This window comes from Streptomyces sp. NPDC050988 (assembly GCF_044456225.1).
GTDB lineage: Bacteria > Actinomycetota > Actinomycetes > Streptomycetales > Streptomycetaceae > Streptomyces.
Genome location: NZ_JBITFQ010000004.1, coordinates 42,120 through 57,314 on the forward strand (window position 1 = coordinate 42,120; position 15,195 = coordinate 57,314).

Annotated in this window: 16 protein-coding genes; 6 read left to right on the forward strand and 10 right to left on the reverse strand. The window is 71.2% G+C overall.

Features of this window, described 5'->3' with window-relative positions; translation table 11 throughout:
- Nucleotides 1–27 precede the first annotated feature (27 nt).
- A complete protein-coding gene (locus ACIBEI_RS11385) occupies nt 28–381 on the forward strand; it encodes an ATP-binding protein (protein ID WP_398887482.1) in 354 nt (117 codons plus the stop codon).
- Between the two features lie 86 nt (nt 382–467).
- Here the strand turns inward: ACIBEI_RS11385 and ACIBEI_RS11390 are convergent, their stop codons facing one another.
- From ACIBEI_RS11390 to afsQ1, 5 genes are all read right to left on the reverse strand, one after another.
- Nucleotides 468–671, reverse strand: coding sequence for a PspC domain-containing protein (locus tag ACIBEI_RS11390; RefSeq protein WP_143644509.1), 204 nt, complete (start codon nt 669–671; stop codon nt 468–470).
- 94 nt (nt 672–765) lie between these two features.
- Complete coding sequence (locus tag ACIBEI_RS11395; protein ID WP_398887484.1) at nt 766–1,335, reverse strand: VanZ family protein; 570 nt, start codon at nt 1,333–1,335, stop codon at nt 766–768.
- Between the two features lie 147 nt (nt 1,336–1,482).
- Entirely contained in the window at nt 1,483–2,088 is a 606-nt protein-coding gene (locus ACIBEI_RS11400) for a hypothetical protein (RefSeq protein WP_398887486.1), read from the reverse strand.
- A gap of 95 nt (nt 2,089–2,183) precedes the next feature.
- The gene (locus tag ACIBEI_RS11405; protein ID WP_398887488.1) at nt 2,184–3,767 is read right to left on the reverse strand and encodes an ATP-binding protein; all 1,584 of its coding nucleotides are present in this window, start codon (nt 3,765–3,767) and stop codon (nt 2,184–2,186) included.
- Nucleotides 3,764–4,441: a two-component system response regulator AfsQ1 gene (gene afsQ1, locus ACIBEI_RS11410; RefSeq protein WP_055611283.1), complete on the reverse strand. Its 678-nt coding sequence runs from the start codon at nt 4,439–4,441 to the stop codon at nt 3,764–3,766. The genes ACIBEI_RS11405 and afsQ1 overlap by 4 nt, the downstream gene beginning before the upstream one ends.
- A gap of 275 nt (nt 4,442–4,716) precedes the next feature.
- Here afsQ1 and ACIBEI_RS11415 point away from each other — a divergent pair, with 275 nt between their 5' ends.
- The gene (locus ACIBEI_RS11415) at nt 4,717–5,475 is read left to right on the forward strand and encodes a SigE family RNA polymerase sigma factor (RefSeq protein WP_362072168.1); all 759 of its coding nucleotides are present in this window, start codon (nt 4,717–4,719) and stop codon (nt 5,473–5,475) included.
- A 335-nt stretch (nt 5,476–5,810) separates the two neighbouring features.
- Here the strand turns inward: ACIBEI_RS11415 and ACIBEI_RS11420 are convergent, their stop codons facing one another.
- Entirely contained in the window at nt 5,811–6,827 is a 1,017-nt protein-coding gene (locus tag ACIBEI_RS11420; RefSeq protein ID WP_398887491.1) for a hypothetical protein, read from the reverse strand.
- 180 nt (nt 6,828–7,007) lie between these two features.
- Between ACIBEI_RS11420 and ACIBEI_RS11425 the strand changes: the two genes are divergently transcribed.
- On the forward strand, nt 7,008–7,415 hold the full coding sequence (locus ACIBEI_RS11425; RefSeq protein WP_398887493.1) for a peptidase inhibitor family I36 protein: 408 nt from the start codon (nt 7,008–7,010) through the stop codon (nt 7,413–7,415).
- 30 nt (nt 7,416–7,445) lie between these two features.
- Here ACIBEI_RS11425 and ACIBEI_RS11430 read toward each other — a convergent pair whose 3' ends face one another.
- Nucleotides 7,446–8,093, reverse strand: a complete 648-nt coding sequence (locus ACIBEI_RS11430; RefSeq protein WP_398887495.1) for a uridine kinase — start codon at nt 8,091–8,093, stop codon at nt 7,446–7,448.
- Between the two features lie 127 nt (nt 8,094–8,220).
- Here ACIBEI_RS11430 and ACIBEI_RS11435 point away from each other — a divergent pair, with 127 nt between their 5' ends.
- Nucleotides 8,221–8,622, forward strand: coding sequence for a hypothetical protein (locus tag ACIBEI_RS11435; RefSeq protein ID WP_398887497.1), 402 nt, complete (start codon nt 8,221–8,223; stop codon nt 8,620–8,622).
- A gap of 163 nt (nt 8,623–8,785) precedes the next feature.
- On the opposite strand, the gene ACIBEI_RS11440 is transcribed toward ACIBEI_RS11435, so the two are convergent.
- Genes ACIBEI_RS11440 through deoC form a run of 3 tightly spaced genes read right to left on the reverse strand, consistent with a single transcriptional unit; the run spans nt 8,786 to nt 12,145 of the window.
- Nucleotides 8,786–9,730, reverse strand: a complete 945-nt coding sequence (locus ACIBEI_RS11440) for an aldehyde dehydrogenase family protein (RefSeq protein ID WP_398887499.1) — start codon at nt 9,728–9,730, stop codon at nt 8,786–8,788.
- Nucleotides 9,723–11,183, reverse strand: a complete 1,461-nt coding sequence (locus tag ACIBEI_RS11445; RefSeq protein WP_398887501.1) for an aldehyde dehydrogenase family protein — start codon at nt 11,181–11,183, stop codon at nt 9,723–9,725. Before ACIBEI_RS11445 ends, ACIBEI_RS11440 begins: the two co-directional genes overlap by 8 nt.
- 5 nt (nt 11,184–11,188) lie before the next feature.
- Complete coding sequence (gene deoC / locus ACIBEI_RS11450; RefSeq protein ID WP_398887503.1) at nt 11,189–12,145, reverse strand: deoxyribose-phosphate aldolase; 957 nt, start codon at nt 12,143–12,145, stop codon at nt 11,189–11,191.
- Nucleotides 12,146–12,373: 228 nt separating this feature from the next.
- Here deoC and ACIBEI_RS11455 point away from each other — a divergent pair, with 228 nt between their 5' ends.
- Together ACIBEI_RS11455 and ACIBEI_RS11460 are read left to right on the forward strand one after the other, a co-directional pair.
- The gene (locus ACIBEI_RS11455; RefSeq protein WP_398887505.1) at nt 12,374–13,039 is read left to right on the forward strand and encodes a PH domain-containing protein; all 666 of its coding nucleotides are present in this window, start codon (nt 12,374–12,376) and stop codon (nt 13,037–13,039) included.
- 413 nt (nt 13,040–13,452) lie between these two features.
- Nucleotides 13,453–15,117 carry a hypothetical protein gene (locus ACIBEI_RS11460; protein ID WP_398887507.1) on the forward strand — a complete coding sequence of 555 codons (1,665 nt, stop codon included), beginning with the start codon at nt 13,453–13,455 and terminating at the stop codon, nt 15,115–15,117.
- Nucleotides 15,118–15,195: the final 78 nt, after the last annotated feature.

The following is a 15,195-nucleotide window of genomic DNA, read 5'->3' on the forward strand; positions in this document are numbered from 1 at the left end:
TCCCCGTCACAGCATGCAAGGACGAAGATGAAGCAGTCTGCTGCCAAGACCCTCGGTGTCGCCGCTCTCGGTGCCGCCTTCGCCGCCGCCGGCGCGGGTGCCGCCAACGCGGCCCCGGCGGTCCCGGACGCCACCTCGGCGCTCTCCACCGCCACCAGCGCGCTGCCGGTGGACGGGGTCACCAAGACCCTGCCCGGCTCGGGCGAGTCGCTGGCCCAGGGGCAGAACGCGCTCGGCAGTGGCCTCGCCGCCGCCCAGCCGGCCGTCGCGAACCTCCTCGCCGAGGGTCCGGCCGCGCCGGTCGCCGGTCTCCTCGGGGGCCTGCCGCTCCAGGGCCTGCCCACGCACGGCCTGCCGGTGAACGGGATTCCGCTGGGCTGAGTCCCCGGCACCCTGAGCGCCACCCTTCTCGCGCCGATGGGGCGCACCCGGACCGGGTGCGCCCCATCGACGTTCGTGCTGGTGCGTCACCAGGCCGTACGCGCCGCCTTGCCCTCGGAGGGGAACAGGATCCACAGCGCTATGTAGAGCAGGAACTGCGGGCCCGGCAGCAGGCAGGAGACCAGGAAGATCACCCGCATCGTGGTCGCGGAGGTGCCGAAGCGCCGAGCCAGCGCAGCGCACACTCCGCCGATCATCCGGCCGTTGGTGGGGCGGGCAAGGCGGTTCATGAACGGCTCCTTCGTGAGCGTCGGTCCGAGGCCTCCCGTGTGGCTGCCTCATCTGTCGTCAACGCTACGGAGACGAAGGGTGCAAAGCGTCGCTCTAGGGGGCGATCCCGACCCTGGGAATCGTCGGGGTCCGACCCTGAGTCGCCTCCTCGGCCGCCTGCTTCCGGCGGAGGGCGGCGGCGATCCGGCGCCGGGTCTCGGCCCGGCGGCGCAGCAGTGACCGGGCGGCGGGCACCACGGCGACATGGGCCAGCGCCACGCCCACGGTGTTCAGGAGCAGCGAGTCGACGTCCACGACCTGCCCGGGCACCCCGGTCTGCAGCAGCTCGATGCCCAGCGAGAGCAGGGCGCCGGCGGCGACCGTACGCATCAGGGACAGCAGCGGGGAGACGGCGAGCCTGCCGCCGGCCATCGGCAGCAACACTCCGAGCGGGGCGAGCAGCAGCAGGCCCTTGCCGATGTTGCGGGCGGCCGCCTCGGGGCCCAGCGCCAGATCGGCCCGGATGCTCGCGAACGGACGCAGATTCGCGGCGCTCACCCACGGCACGTCCAGGGGCCGCAGCGTCACCCAGGCGACAAGCGCGAGATGTGCGACGAGGAGGACACCCCCCGCCGCACGAAAGCGGATCACGGCGCTGCTGCCGTTCGAGCCTTGACGCTGCACGATCCCCAAGACGCGGGCACCGGCAGGATCGGTTCCGTGTGACGGCGGCGCTTGGCCCGCACGGGTGAGGCGTGCGCCACAGGCGGGGTCCGGCCGGGGTCCGGCCGAGGTCCGGTCAGCGTCCGGCAGAGGGCCGGCCGGGAAGGCTCAGGCCCCCTCGGCCTCCGTCTGCGGCGGGGTCTCCGTGCCGGGGCGGGAGCGCACCGACTCCGTGCACTGGTAGCGGCGCGGGGCGTCCGTGCCGGGCCCGCCGAGCGTCACCGAGTCGCCGTCCGAGGCGGCCGCCGAGTCGCTGAACGTGCAGATGACCTGGGCCAGCGCGTACGGCGTCAGCTCCGCGGGCGGGGTGCTCAGACGCAGCGTGTCGTCCGGTTCGCCGCGGCCCGGGCCACTCACGGTGAGGCCCTGCGGCACATCTGTCGTGTAGTTCGCCTGCTTCTCGGCGTCCGACGGGGACTCGGAGAGCTCGTCCAGGAGCGCCTGAGCGGCCCGTACACGGTCCGTCGCCGCGGGTCCGGCCTCGATGCGCACGGTCCGGTCCACCGGCGCCAGCTGCGAGGAGCAGAGCAGGAAGACCTGGACGAGGATCCCGCGCGAGGACTGCGTACCGACGTCGGGCGCGTTGAGCGTGCACGGCACCCGGGAGGGCGCGGGACCGAAGTCGGTCGGCACCTCCGTCGCCCGGATCCCGCACCCGGCGAGCGTCACGGCGAGCAACGGCACGGCGAGCGCGAGACGAGTCGCACGCGTCACACGTACGCGCCCTTCGTGGGCCGCACGCGTCACACGTACGCGCCCTTCGTGGGCCGCACGCGTCCGGCGTACGCCCCATGCGCGGCGTTCGGACATCACGCGCCCCCCTCGGTGCGGTCGTCGGCGACGGCCGCACCCGGGCCCCCGGGGTTGTCGGGGTCCTCGACCTCCGAGGCGTCGCGCGGCAGACGCAGGGTGAAGACCGCGCCGCCCTTGGGCGAGTTCGCCGCGGTGATCTCACCGCCGTGGATATGGGCGTTCTCCAGGGCGATGGACAGACCGAGGCCGCTGCCCTCCGAACGGGGCCGGGAGGCGCTCGCCTTGTAGAAGCGGTCGAAGACGTGCGGCAGGACGTCCTCGGGGATGCCGGGACCGTGGTCCTGGACCTCGATGACCAGGTCGTTCCCCTCGTCCCGCACGCTCACGCGCACCGGGGAGCCGCCGTGCTTGAGGGCGTTGCCGATCAGGTTCGCCATGATCACGTCCAGCCGGCGCGGGTCGACCCGCGCCATGAGGCCGCGCTCGGCGTCCAGGTCCACCGCGTCCAGCCAGGCCCGCGCGTCGATGCACGCGGTGATCTGGTCGACGATGTCGACGTTGTCGAGGACGAGCCGGGCGGTGCCCGCGTCGAAGCGGGTGACCTCCATGAGGTTCTCCACGAGGTTGTTCAGCCGCCGGGTCTCGCTGACGACGAGCCGGACGGCGGGCTCGATCATCGGGTCGACGCTGCCGGTCTCCGCGTCGAGCTCCTCCTCCAGCACCTCGGTCACGGCGGTGATCGCCGTCAGCGGCGTCCGCAGCTCGTGCGACATGTCCGCCACGAACCGCCGGGACGCCTGCTCACGGGCGCTCATGTCCTCGACCCGTTTCTCCAGCGACTCCGCCGTGCGGTTGAACGTCCGTGACAGATCCGCGAGTTCGTCCGTGCCCGACACCCGCAGCCGGGTGTCCAGCTTGCCCTCGCCGAGCCGCCGGGCCGCGGTGCCCAGCCGGTGCACCGGCTTCAGTACGGTCGTCGCGGCGGCCTGCGCGAGCAGCGCCGAGCCGATCAGCGCGAGCCCGGTCGCGATCCCCAGCGACCAGGCAAGGGAGTTGAGGTCCTTCGCCTCCGGCTCCAGCGACTTGAGCATGTATCCGGTCGGCCCGCCGCCGATCACCTTCGCACCGCCCACGAGATACGGCTTGTCGCCCTGGACTATCCGCTGCCAGTACAGGTGGTACGTGTACTTGTTGTTCGAGGAGATCTCCTGCTCCTTGTTCACCGCCTTCTGGAGGGACTTCGGTACGTCCTCCAGCGTGAAGGTGTCCAGGTCGGAGTTCCCGCGGACCGTCCTGCCGGCCTCGTCCTCGGCGATCAGCAGCACGCTGAAACGCTGGCTGCTGTTCGCCATCTGCCCGGCGGCGCGCTGCAGTTCCTCCTGCGTGGGATGCGGCCGCAGCGCGCTGGCGCGGGTCTGCATCGCCTGCTGGAAGTCGCCGAGCACCGCGTCCTGCGTGCGGGTGAGCACCGCCTCGCGGTTGAGCCAGTACGCGATCCCGGACGCCGACACGGCGGCGGTGAGCGCGACGAGCCCGAACACCACGACCAGACGCAGCCGCAGGCTCGTGAAGCGCAGACCCGCCATTATCGTCTTGCGCGCCGCGGCCCAGCCGCGGAGCTTGTCCTGCGGTTTTGTCACTGAGGACTGTCCAGCCGGTAGCCGACTCCCCGAACCGTACGGATCAGGGTGGGGGAGGACGGCACGTCCTCCACCTTCGCGCGCAGCCGCTGCACACACGCGTCGACGAGCCGTGAGTCGCCGAGGTAGTCGTGCTCCCACACCAGCCGCAGCAACTGCTGCCGGGACAGCGCCTGCCCCGGCCGCCGGCTCAGTTCGAGGAGTAGCCGCAGCTCGGTGGGCGTCAGCTGCAGATCCTCGCCGTTCTTCGTCACGGTCATCGCCGCACGGTCGATGACCAGCGAACCGAAGGTCGCCGCGTCGTTCGCCTCGCGCTCGCCGCGGCGCAGCACGGCCCGGATACGGGCGTCGAGCACACGCCCCTGCACGGGTTTCACCACGTAGTCGTCGGCGCCGGACTCCAGCCCGACCACCACGTCGATGTCGTCACTGCGCGCAGTCAGCAGAATGATCGGCAGCTGGTCCGTACGCCGGATGCGGCGGCACACCTCGAATCCGTCGATGCCCGGCAGCATCACATCGAGGACGATCAGATCGGGCCGTTGCTCGCGCAACAGCTTCAGACCGTCCTCGCCGGTGGCAGCGGTGGCCACCCGGTGTCCCTGGCGCGTCAGAGAGAGCTCCAGGGCCGTCCGGATGGCGTCGTCGTCCTCGATCAGCAACAGGGAAGGCACGGACGTCATTCTGTCCCATGACATGGGCGTGTATCGACTGTTGGAGCGCTCCCACACATGTCCCGCGTACGAGTGGGGGTCCGTGTGCCGGATGAGTAGCCGTACGACGCTTCTCTGTGATCGGTCTGTGGACCGGCTGGGGCAAGCCCCTGTGACAGGTCTGTGACAGTCGGCGGACACCGTCATGAAGTGGCCCCGGCAAGCTTTTGGTCACAGGCAAGGAAGCACCACAGCGAAGTACCGAAGAACCGGAACTCCACGACGGGGGGCGCGAGATGAACACGCTGCACAGCACCAGTACTGGCGCAGTTGTCACGCGGCTCCACGACGTCACGAGGAGCACGGAGAAGTCCGGTGCCGTGAGCGGGCGGGGGTGCGCTCGCGGCACCGGGCGTCAGCACACCGGGTACATGACGGTGGTTGACGCACATGCGGGGGGAAGCAACACGGGGGTTGCCCACGGGGGAACGGGGGCAGCGTACGGGGAGGTCACGGGGGAGCGTCGCTCGGTGTCGGAGGCGGAGTTCACCGCCTACGTCCAGGAGCGCCGCGCCTCCCTGTACGCAACCGCCTACCACCTGACCGGTGACCGCTTCGAGGCCGAGGACCTGCTGCAGAGCGCGTTGTTCTCGACCTACCGGGCGTGGGACCGGATCAGCGACAAGGCCGCGGTCGGGGGCTACCTCCGCCGCACCATGACCAACCTGCACATCAGCGCGTGGCGCCGCCGCAAGCTGAACGAGTACCCGACCGAGGAGCTGCCGGAGACGGCCGGCGACACGGACGCGATGCGCGGCACCGAGCTGCGCGCCGTCCTGTGGCAGGCGCTCGCCAGGCTGCCCGAACTCCAGCGCACCATGCTGGTCCTCCGTTACTACGAGGGCCGTACGGACCCGGAGATCGCGGAGATCCTCGACATCAGTGTCGGCACGGTGAAGTCCAGCATCTGGCGGTCACTCCGCCGGCTGCGCGAGGACCAGGTCCTCAGCTTCGGCCGTGACGAGGAAGAGTCCTTCGGGGAGCTTGTCGCCTGAAGGGTGTGGGGGGATGCCCGTCACTCCGGGGGGAGGTAGCGGGCAGGGTGTTCGTCACTCCGGGGGGAGGCGGCGGACAGCACGGGGGAGCAGTACCGGGGGGAACCAACGGGGTCACGGGGGACCACGGGGGAAACGAGAGTGGGTCCAGGCAGACCGGGGGGTCTGACTGGGCCTCCTTTCGTTTGTGGCCCTATTTTTTTCGCGGCTCGCGGCTCGCGGCTCGCGGCTCGCGGCTCGCGGCTCGCGGCCTTCGCGGGGCTCTCGCGGTCTTCGCGCGGCGTGCGCCCGCTCGTTCTCCGCGCCCGCTACCTCTCGTCCGTCACTTCTCTTCCTTACTTCTCTTCCTTCGCCACGACGGTCTCGGCCCGCTCGATCATGCGCAGCTTGCGGTCGTTCACCGCGGTGAGCGTGGCCGCGTTCTTCCTGATGAGCTGCTTCTGGTGGCCGGACTCGATGGCGTGCCGCTTCGCCACGTACCCGGTCGCGGCCTTGCAGCGGACATCGGCCTCCGCCGTGGCGATCTCCTTGGCGGAGGGTGCGGGGAAGCTGGGGTGCGGGCCGTTCGGGCTGGTCCGCTGGGTGCGCCAGGTCTCGTCGTCGGCCGCCGCGAGCGGGTCCGGATACGTCAGTCCGGCCTTCCGCATGCAGGAACTCCACCGCTTGTCGAGGGCGACGGTACCGGGATCCTTCTTCGTGGTGGCGGACGCCTCGAAGAACAGCGTCTGGACCTCGGTCAGATCGTCGGCGGCCCGGTCCGCCAGCGCCGCACGTCGCGCCTGAGCGTGGCAGCCGCCCTCGGGGACGCCGGCCGGGACCTCGGTAGTGGTGCCGCCCTTCTTCTCCGCCTCCTGAGCCCTCCCGGTGTAGACGGCGGCCGCGAGGGGAGTGACGGCCTTGTCCCTGGCCTGCGCCCTCCGCTGCGCCGCCACGGCCTCCTGCCGGGTGACGCCGTCGGGCAGGGGCGGCTTGTAGCCGTATACGCGGACCGACTCCAGGTCCGTGGGCCCGTACTTGCGGGCGTTGGGCGGAATGGCGGCCCCGGGCGCCTCGTACGCGGGCCAGTCCACGCCGAACTTCTTCAGACAGGGACCGGCCAGGACGCGGACCGCGTGGTCGACCGTCGAGGTCTCCGCGGCGGTCGGGCGGTAGGCGTCCAGCGGGTAGGCCTTGGGCGCGTTGGCGAACGAGGTGGCGACGACCGGGTCGGTGTCTTTGCCGTTCCGCTCGTCCCGGGCCGTGTCGCCGCTGTCGCCGCAGCCGGTGGCGAGGAGTGCGGTGGCAGCCGCCAGGGGGATCATCGCGCGGGCCCCGGTCACCGGGCTCGTCACCGGGCTCGTCCTGATACGCATGTTTCAGATGATCATTCGTGATGCGAAGCGGTCAAGTGGCCCAAGGGGCCCGGCGGTTCGAACATATGTGTTCTGGTCATGATCATCGGCATTTCGGCCATTGTTCCGGAGTGATCGTTTGGCGTGTCGGCCCGCGTGCCAAGGTCACCTGCGCGATCGCTCCGTAACGAAGGGCAGGAAATGACAAGAGCACGAGGTCTTCTGGCGGCGTCGGCGATGTCCGTCGCGGCGGTCTTCGCCGCGATCACGCCCGCGCAGGCGGCCAGTTACGACGGCAGCTGCAACGTGGACGAGGCGTGCCTCTACCGCAACCTGGACTACACGGGCGGTGTCTACGACACGCTGAACAGCAAGAAGACCTACAGCGGGATGACGTACTACGGCACCTCGACCGCCACCGACAACTCGGTGAGCGCGGCCAAGAACCGTGACCCGGACAGCAACCTGTGGTTCTACTCGGGCACCAACTGGACCGGCGACTCGTGGGGCCTGCCGGCCGGCGCCAACACGAACTTCTCCGGTTCGTTCGACAACACGCCGTCCTCGCACTGCTGGAGCGGCGCGACCGCGGGCTGTCCCGCGGGCTGACGGCGAGCCGCGCCGCCGGGGGAGGTGCCGCTACGCCGTCGTCGGGCGTGGTGCCGCGCAGTGCCCGGCGGCCGCGGCGGCCAGCCGGTCCAGGGCCTCGTCCTTGTCGCAGGGGTACGCGCCGAGCGCGGTCTGCCGGGCCACGATCGACCGCTCGGCCCGCATCAGCCGCCAGCCGCGGCGCAGCAGGAACGGCACCGACTTGCGCCCCTCCCGCAGATCCCGCAGGAACCGACGCCGGAACGTGGCCACCGCCCCCCGGTTCAGGCACAGCGCGTCGGCGAGCACCCCGGCCTCACGGCACCGCGCCACGATCTCCGCGGCGAAGATGCCCTCCGCGATGAAGGCGGGCGACCCCTCGATGTCCACGGTCTCCTCGCCCGTACGCGCGCTGAGGGAGATGTCGTACATCGGAACGTTCGTACGTCCCGTCCGGCACAGCTCCGATATCGCCGCGACGGCGGCGTCCGCGTCCCAGGACAGCGGGTGGTCCCAGTCGATGTCCGAACTCCCCGCCACCTGCGGCAGCGTCGGGTCGTCGCCCTCTTTGTAGAAGTCGTCGAGCCGCAGTACCGGAAGGCCGGAGCGGGCCGCGACCAGGGACTTGCCGGAGCCCGAGGGGCCGCACAGCAGCACGACGCGGGCGGTTGTCGCGGAATTCGGGAGATGTGAACTCACGAGACACCAGTCTGACGCATCGAGCGCCCCCGGCCGACCCCGCGGGTCGGCTTTGGAGCGGGCATCACACCTCAACTACCCTTCGTGTCGACCTGATTACTTTGCGCAGCAGAAGGTGGCAGCAGCCATGGCACGATTCCCGGCCCACCAGAACCCGACCGCCCGGCGCGCGTTGCTGGCCCTCACGACCGCGGGCATCGCGGTGGGCGTGGGAGCGGCCTCGGCGGCCGCGGACACCGAACCCGTCCTCGACGTGGTCCGCACCCGGCCCACCTCGCTGGGCAACGTCAACCCGCAGGCGGGCGTCCAGGCCCTGACCGGGACCGTCGGTTACGTGACCGGCCCGGTCGCGGGTCTGAAGCCCAACCCGCTGGCCGGCACGGGCGTCGACCCCCTCGACAACGGACTCGCCACCCAGGTCGCCGACTTCCCCCCGCTGGCCACGACCATGCTGACGGCCCCGTTCGCCCAGGCCCAGTCGCTGGGCGCCGTCCCGGTACTGGGACAGGCGACGAGCCTGCTGCGCTGAGCCGTACGACAGCCCGCGGCGCGGCGGCGAGTCGCGCGAGGCCGAAGAGAGAGCCGCGCCTCCCCCGGACGGTGGGGAAGCGCGGCTCTCCCGTCTTCGGCGCCCGCCGTCGGTACGACGAGCGCGGTGGCCGGCGCGGTGGCCGTCAGTACGACGGTGGCCGTCAGTACGACGAGCCGGAGGCGCCCAGTGCGCCCGTCGGGTGCCAGACCGTCTTCGTTTCGAGGAAGGCGGTGAGGCGCTCGATGCCCGGATCCGCGAAGTAGTCCGGGTAATCCACAGCCTGTGGACGGACGACCCGCTTGAGGTTGTCGGCGGCCGCGACCTCCAGTTCCTTCGCGAGTACGTCGTCGGCGCCCGCGAGGTCGATCGCGTTGACGTCCTGGTGCGCGGCCAGCGGGGCCGCGATCTCCGCCGTACGGCCGGACAGGACGTTGACGACTCCGCCCGGCACGTCGGAGGTGGCCAGCACCTCGCCCAGCGACAGCGCCGGGAGCGGGGACTTCTCGCTCGCGATCACGATCACCGTGTTGCCGGTCGCGATCACCGGGGCGATCACCGAGACCAGACCGAGGAACGACGACTCCTGGGGGGCCAGGACCGTCACCACACCCGTCGGCTCGGGGGTGGAGAGGTTGAAGTACGGGCCCGCGACCGGGTTGCCGCCACCCACGACCTGGGCGATCTTGTCGGTCCAGCCCGCGTACCAGACCCAGCGGTCGATCGCCGCGTCGACGACCGCCGCCGCCTTCGACCTGGACAGGCCCTCCGCGTCGGCGACCTCCCGTACGAACTGGTCCCTGCGGCCCTCCAGCATCTCCGCGACGCGGTAGAGGACCTGGCCGCGGTTGTACGCGGTCGCGCCGGACCAGCCGCCGAAGGCCTTGCGGGCGGCGACGACGGCGTCACGGGCGTCCTTGCGGGAGGAGAGCGGCGCGTTGGCCAGCCACTTGCCCTTTGTGTCGGTCACGTCGTACACCCGGCCGCTCTCGCTGCGGGGGAACTTGCCCCCGACGTACAGCTTGTAGGTCTTGAAGACGCTCAGGCGCTGCTGCTCCGCCTTGTCGGTGTTCTTGGGCTTCTCGGTGTTCTTGGGCTTCTCAGACATCGAGGTACGCCTCCAGGCCGTGGCGGCCGCCCTCGCGGCCGAAGCCCGACTCCTTGTAGCCGCCGAACGGCGACGTCGGGTCGAACTTGTTGAACGTGTTGGACCAGACGACACCCGCGCGCAGCTTGTTCGCGACGGCCAGGATCCGGGAGCCCTTCTCCGTCCAGATGCCCGCGGAGAGGCCGTACTGGCTGTTGTTGGCCTTGGCGACCGCCTCGTCCGGTGTGCGGAAGGAGAGGACGGACAGGACCGGGCCGAAGATCTCGTCGCGGGCGACGGTGTGTGCCTGGGTGACGTTCGTGAAGAGCGTCGGGGCGAACCAGTAGCCGGAGGAGGGGAGTTCGCAGGCCGGGGACCAGCGCTCGGCGCCCTCGGCCTCGCCCTGCTCGACGAGCGTGGTGATGCGCGAGAGCTGCTCGGCGGAGTTGATCGCGCCGATGTCCGTGTTCTTGTCGAGCGGGTCGCCGAGGCGCAGGGTCGACAGACGGCGCTTGAGCGAGTCCAGCAGCTCGTCCTGGATGGACTCCTGGACGAGGAGGCGGGAGCCCGCGCAGCAGACCTGGCCCTGGTTGAAGAAGATGCCCGAGACGATCCCCTCGACGGCCTGGTCGATGGGGGCGTCGTCGAAGACGATGTTCGCGCCCTTGCCGCCCAGTTCGAGCGTGACCTTCTTCCTGGTGCCCGCCACCTGGCGCGCGATCGCCTTGCCGACGGCCGTGGAGCCGGTGAAGGCGACCTTGTTCACGTCCGGGTGCTCGACGAGCGCCGCGCCCGTGTCGCCGTACCCCGGAAGGATGTTGACGACGCCCTTCGGCAGGCCCGCCTGGCGGCAGATGTCCGCGAAGAAGAGAGCGGAGAGGGGGGTCGTCTCGGCGGGCTTGAGCACGACCGTGTTGCCCGTCGCCAGCGCCGGGGCGATCTTCCACGCCAGCATCAGGAGCGGGAAGTTCCAGGGGATGACCTGGCCCGCGACGCCGAGGGGCCGCGGGTTCGCGCCGAAGCCGGCGTGGTCGAGCTTGTCGGCCCAGCCCGCGTAGTAGAAGAAGTGCGCGGCGACCAGGGGGAGGTCGGCGTCCCTCGTCTCCTTGATGGGCTTGCCGTTGTCGAGCGTTTCGAGAACGGCAAGCTCGCGGGAGCGCTCCTGGATGATGCGGGCGATACGGAAGAGGTACTTGGCGCGCTCGGAACCGGGGAGCGCGGACCACTTCCCGAAGGCCCTGCGTGCCGCCTTCACCGCGCGGTCCACGTCCTCGGTGCCCGCCTGGGCGATCTCGGAGAGGACCTCTTCGGTGGAGGGGGAGACGGTCTTGAAGACCCTGCCGTCCGCCGCCTCCACGAACTCGCCGTCGATGAACAGGCCGTACGAGGGCGCGATGTCGACGACGGAGCGTGACTCGGGCGCCGGTGCGTACGCGAAAGCGGAGGACCGCTTCTCGGTGTTTTCCGTGGTCATGGTGATCAGTCCACCGTCACGTAGTCGGGGCCGGAGTAACGGCCGGTGGCCAGCTTCTGCCGCTGCATCAGCAGATCGTTCAGGAGCGAGGACGCGCCGAAGCGGAACCAGTGGTTGTCCAGCCAGTCCTCGCCCGCGGTCTCGTTGACCACGACCAGGAACTTGATGGCGTCCTTGCTGGTACGGATGCCGCCGGCGGGCTTCACGCCGACCTGCACACCGGTCTGGGCGCGGAAGTCGCGGACCGCCTCCAGCATCAGGAGGGTGTTCGCGGGAGTCGCGTTCACCGCCACCTTGCCGGTGGACGTCTTGATGAAGTCCGCTCCCGCCAGCATGCCGAGCCAGCTCGCGCGCCGGATGTTGTCGTACGTCGACAGCTCGCCCGTCTCGAAGATGACCTTGAGGCGGGCCGCCCCGGAGGCTTCCTTGACGGCGACGATCTCCTCGTACACCTTCGCGTAGTTGCCCGCGAGGAACGCTCCGCGGTCGATGACCATGTCGATCTCGTCGGCGCCCGCGGCGACGGCGTCCCGTACGTCGGCCAGCTTCACGTCGAGCGCGGCGCGGCCCGCCGGGAAGGCGGTGGCGACGGAGGCGACCTTCACGCCGGAGCCGGCGACGGCCTCCTTGGCGGTGGCCACCATGTCGGGGTAGACGCAGACGGCGGCGGTCGACGGGGCGGTGCGGTCCGTCGGGTCCGGGCGGACCGCCTTGGCGCCGAGCGCCCGGACCTTGCCCGGGGTGTCCGCGCCTTCCAGCGTCGTCAGGTCGACCATCGAGATCGCGAGGTCGATGGCGTACGCCTTCGCGGTGGTCTTGATGGAACGGGTGCCGAGGGAGGCGGCGCGCGCCTCCAGGCCGACCGCGTCCACGCCGGGGAGTCCGTGGAGGAAGCGGCGCAGTGTGCTGTCGGACGTGGTCACGTCTGTGAGTGCGTGTGCTGCGGGTGCAGTGGTGGGCATGGTCACCAGACGAGCATATCTACGCGCGTAGCGGCTGTACAGCCCTGGGGTTGGGTGGGGGGAGGGGAGGGTGGGGGTGGGTGCGTGGGATTTCGCCCCCGCCGCCCCTACCCATTCCCGTCACTACTCAGGGGCTCCGCCCCCGAACCCCCGCTCCTCAAACGCCGGAGGGGCTGGATTTGCCGGGGCTGGAAATCGATCCTCGGCGGCGTCGGGCAGAATCGGGGTATGACGACGCCCGACCAGCAGCCGACCGCGCCGGAGACACCGGATCCTCAGTTCAAGGATCGGGTCTATCGGTCGCCCTCCGGTATTGCGGGTGGGGTGTTGTTGCTCGCGATCGCGGGGTGGCTCGGGATCGATGCGTTGGTCACCGGGGAGGGGCGGGCGCCGTGGGTGGCGCTGGCCGTGCTGATCTTTCTGGTTCCGCTGGTGCTCGCGTTCACTGTGCGTCCGGCCGTGTACGCCAACGAGCAGCGGCTGCGTATCCGTAACCCCTTCCGGGTGATCGTGCTGCCCTGGGGGACGGTCGAGGTGTTCAGGTCGGGCTACTCGAACGAGGTGCTCGACAAGGCCGGCGCCAAGTACCAGGTGTGGGCCGTGCCCGTCTCGCTGCGGGGCCGCAAGCGGGCGGCGCGGCGGGAGGCGCGCGGGGAGGCCCGCGGGGCCGCGGCGGCCGCCCGTGGCGGTCAGCAGCACCATGCCGCAGCGGTGGCCACCGGACCCGTGCGCGCCGCGGGCGACCAGATCATGGAGGATCTGCGCGAGCTGCTGGAGGCCCGGGGCAAGGATCCGCGGGCGCAGGGCGAGGTGTCGGTGCGGTGGGCGTACGAGATCGTGGCGCCGGCGGTGGCGGGTGCCGTGCTGCTGGCGATTCTGCTGGCGGTCGGCTGAGGCCGGCGGGGCCGGTTGACGGGCGCCGGGGTCGGCGAGGCTGCCTGGGGCGACGCCGGTTGGCGGCTGGCGGGGTCGGTTGACGGGTGCCGGGGCAGTTGAGGTCCGGCGGGGGCAGTTGACGTCCGCCGGGGGCAGTTGACGTTCGCCGGGGTCGGCGAGGCTGCCTTGGGTGAGGCCGTTGGGGGCGTGCTCTTGACTCTTTCGATTTCTTGAGCCTTCTCATGGCTTTTCGTGGCTCGACGTCCCCGTGTGTTTGAGGCGATGGGCGCGTCCGGCCGTACGAGAGGGCGGCACCTCGGTGGGGGCGGAGCCGGTCCGGTGGCCCGGGCAGGGGCGTCCGGTCGCTACTGTCACCACCTGTGCCGGCGCCGGTGTCATCACCGGCGTTCCCACGCGATCCAGGAGTGCATGTGTCGTACGACGAGCCGCTGCGACTGCCCGTGGCCGCGATACCCGACGGCTGCCGGGACTGGACGGCCGGGCGGGCCGGTGTCTGGTCGGCCGCGCTGCCTCCGCGCTGGTCGTTCCTGCGGGTGCGCAGGTCGGTCGCGGCAGCCGCGTCCACCTTCGCGCTGTGCGCGGGCGCCTGGGCGGCGATGCTCGGCGGACTGTGGCCGTTCGTCGCGGCCGGGTTCGCGGTGTACGTCCTGTGGGTGCTCGCACGGCCCGAGCTGGTCTGGGGCGGGGCGCCCGTCCTGCTGCTGGCGCTCGCGTTGGAGGCGCGGTCGCTGCCGTGGGTCGTGACCGCAGTCGTGGCGTTCGTTGTCGTGGTCACCTGGGCCGCTGTCGCCGTACGCCTGCGGGCCCGGAGCGGTCAGCTCGAACGGGCGCTGGAGGCGGCCGGGGACATCACGGCACGTACACCGGACGCGGACGCCGTGCTCCAGCGTGGCCGTTTCCTGCTCCCGGCCGGCCTCACGGTGCTCGGAATCGGCGTGCTCATCGGCGCCACCGCGGGCCTGTGGGGCACGGCCGACGACCAGCGGGGCTCCTGGGTCATGGCCATCTACCTGGCCGGGCTCGCCGTGACCGCCCTGGCCTCGGCGTGGCTGGGCCGTCACCGGGCCCTCGCCCTGCGCCGGGCCCCCGCGCCCGTACTGCGCGTCCTCGTGCGCGACGACGCGCAGGGCACCACGGAGGTGTACGCGGCGGACGACCTCGCCGCGGTGCGCCCGCTCTTCACCGTGGACCTGACGTCGTACGACGGTGAGGAGTCGGACGACGACGAGGACGAGGACGGGGACGACGCGGACGGCGAAGCGGGCGACGAGGAGCTGGAGCGGCTCCTCGACGCGGTGGACGACGACACCCCCGGGCCGGTCCGCGAGGCCGTCCTCTACGGCGCCCCCTTCGACGGCGCCGAACTCGTGGTCGTCAGCGCCGACGAGGACCCGGACCAGCCGCCGCTCACGGAGTGGTCGACGGGACCGGTCCGGCCGCTGTCGCCGAGCGCCGGAATGAGACGGGTCGCCAAGGAGAAGGCCCGCGAGGAGCAGAACCGCCAACTTGAGGAACAGGCAAGGGAGTTGGTCTTCGACCGGGCACCCGTCCCGGTTCGCCGCTGGCGTGCGGGCTGGCTCGACTGGGTGGCCGCGGCGCTGCTCGTACTCTGGGGCGCCTGGTTCGTCGCGATGTGGTTCTCCGAGTCGGGAGCGCCCCTGTGGAAGCTGGCACTCCTCGGCGTACTCGGTCTCTACGGAGTCGTACGCGTCCCCATGAAGCTCGCCTGGCGCATCACCGCCGACCGCTCGGGCCTGTGGGTCACCGGACTGCGCGGCCCCCGGCACGTCCCCTGGGACGACTTCCGATCCGTACGCCGTCAGTCCTTCGAACTGAAGCTCCGCTGGCGGGGCGACAACTGGTCGGTCGCGGCGCCGCGCTGGGCCTGGTTCGAGCGACGCCAGGGCCTGGTCCATCCCTATGACGCCCTGGCCGCCGAACTCACCGCCATGCGTACGGACCCCGCGCTGCGGCCCACCGGAGAGAGCACCGCACCCGAACGGGGGCGCCCGCTCTGGCCGTTGGCCGTGGTGCTGGGGCTGGTGTGGGCGGCGGTGCTGGTGGTGTGGGGCTGAGGTGAGCGAGCGCGCGCGGCCCGCGTCGGCCGTGCCCGACCGGCAACCCTCGCGGGTGCCGGCGGCGACCTGAGGGTG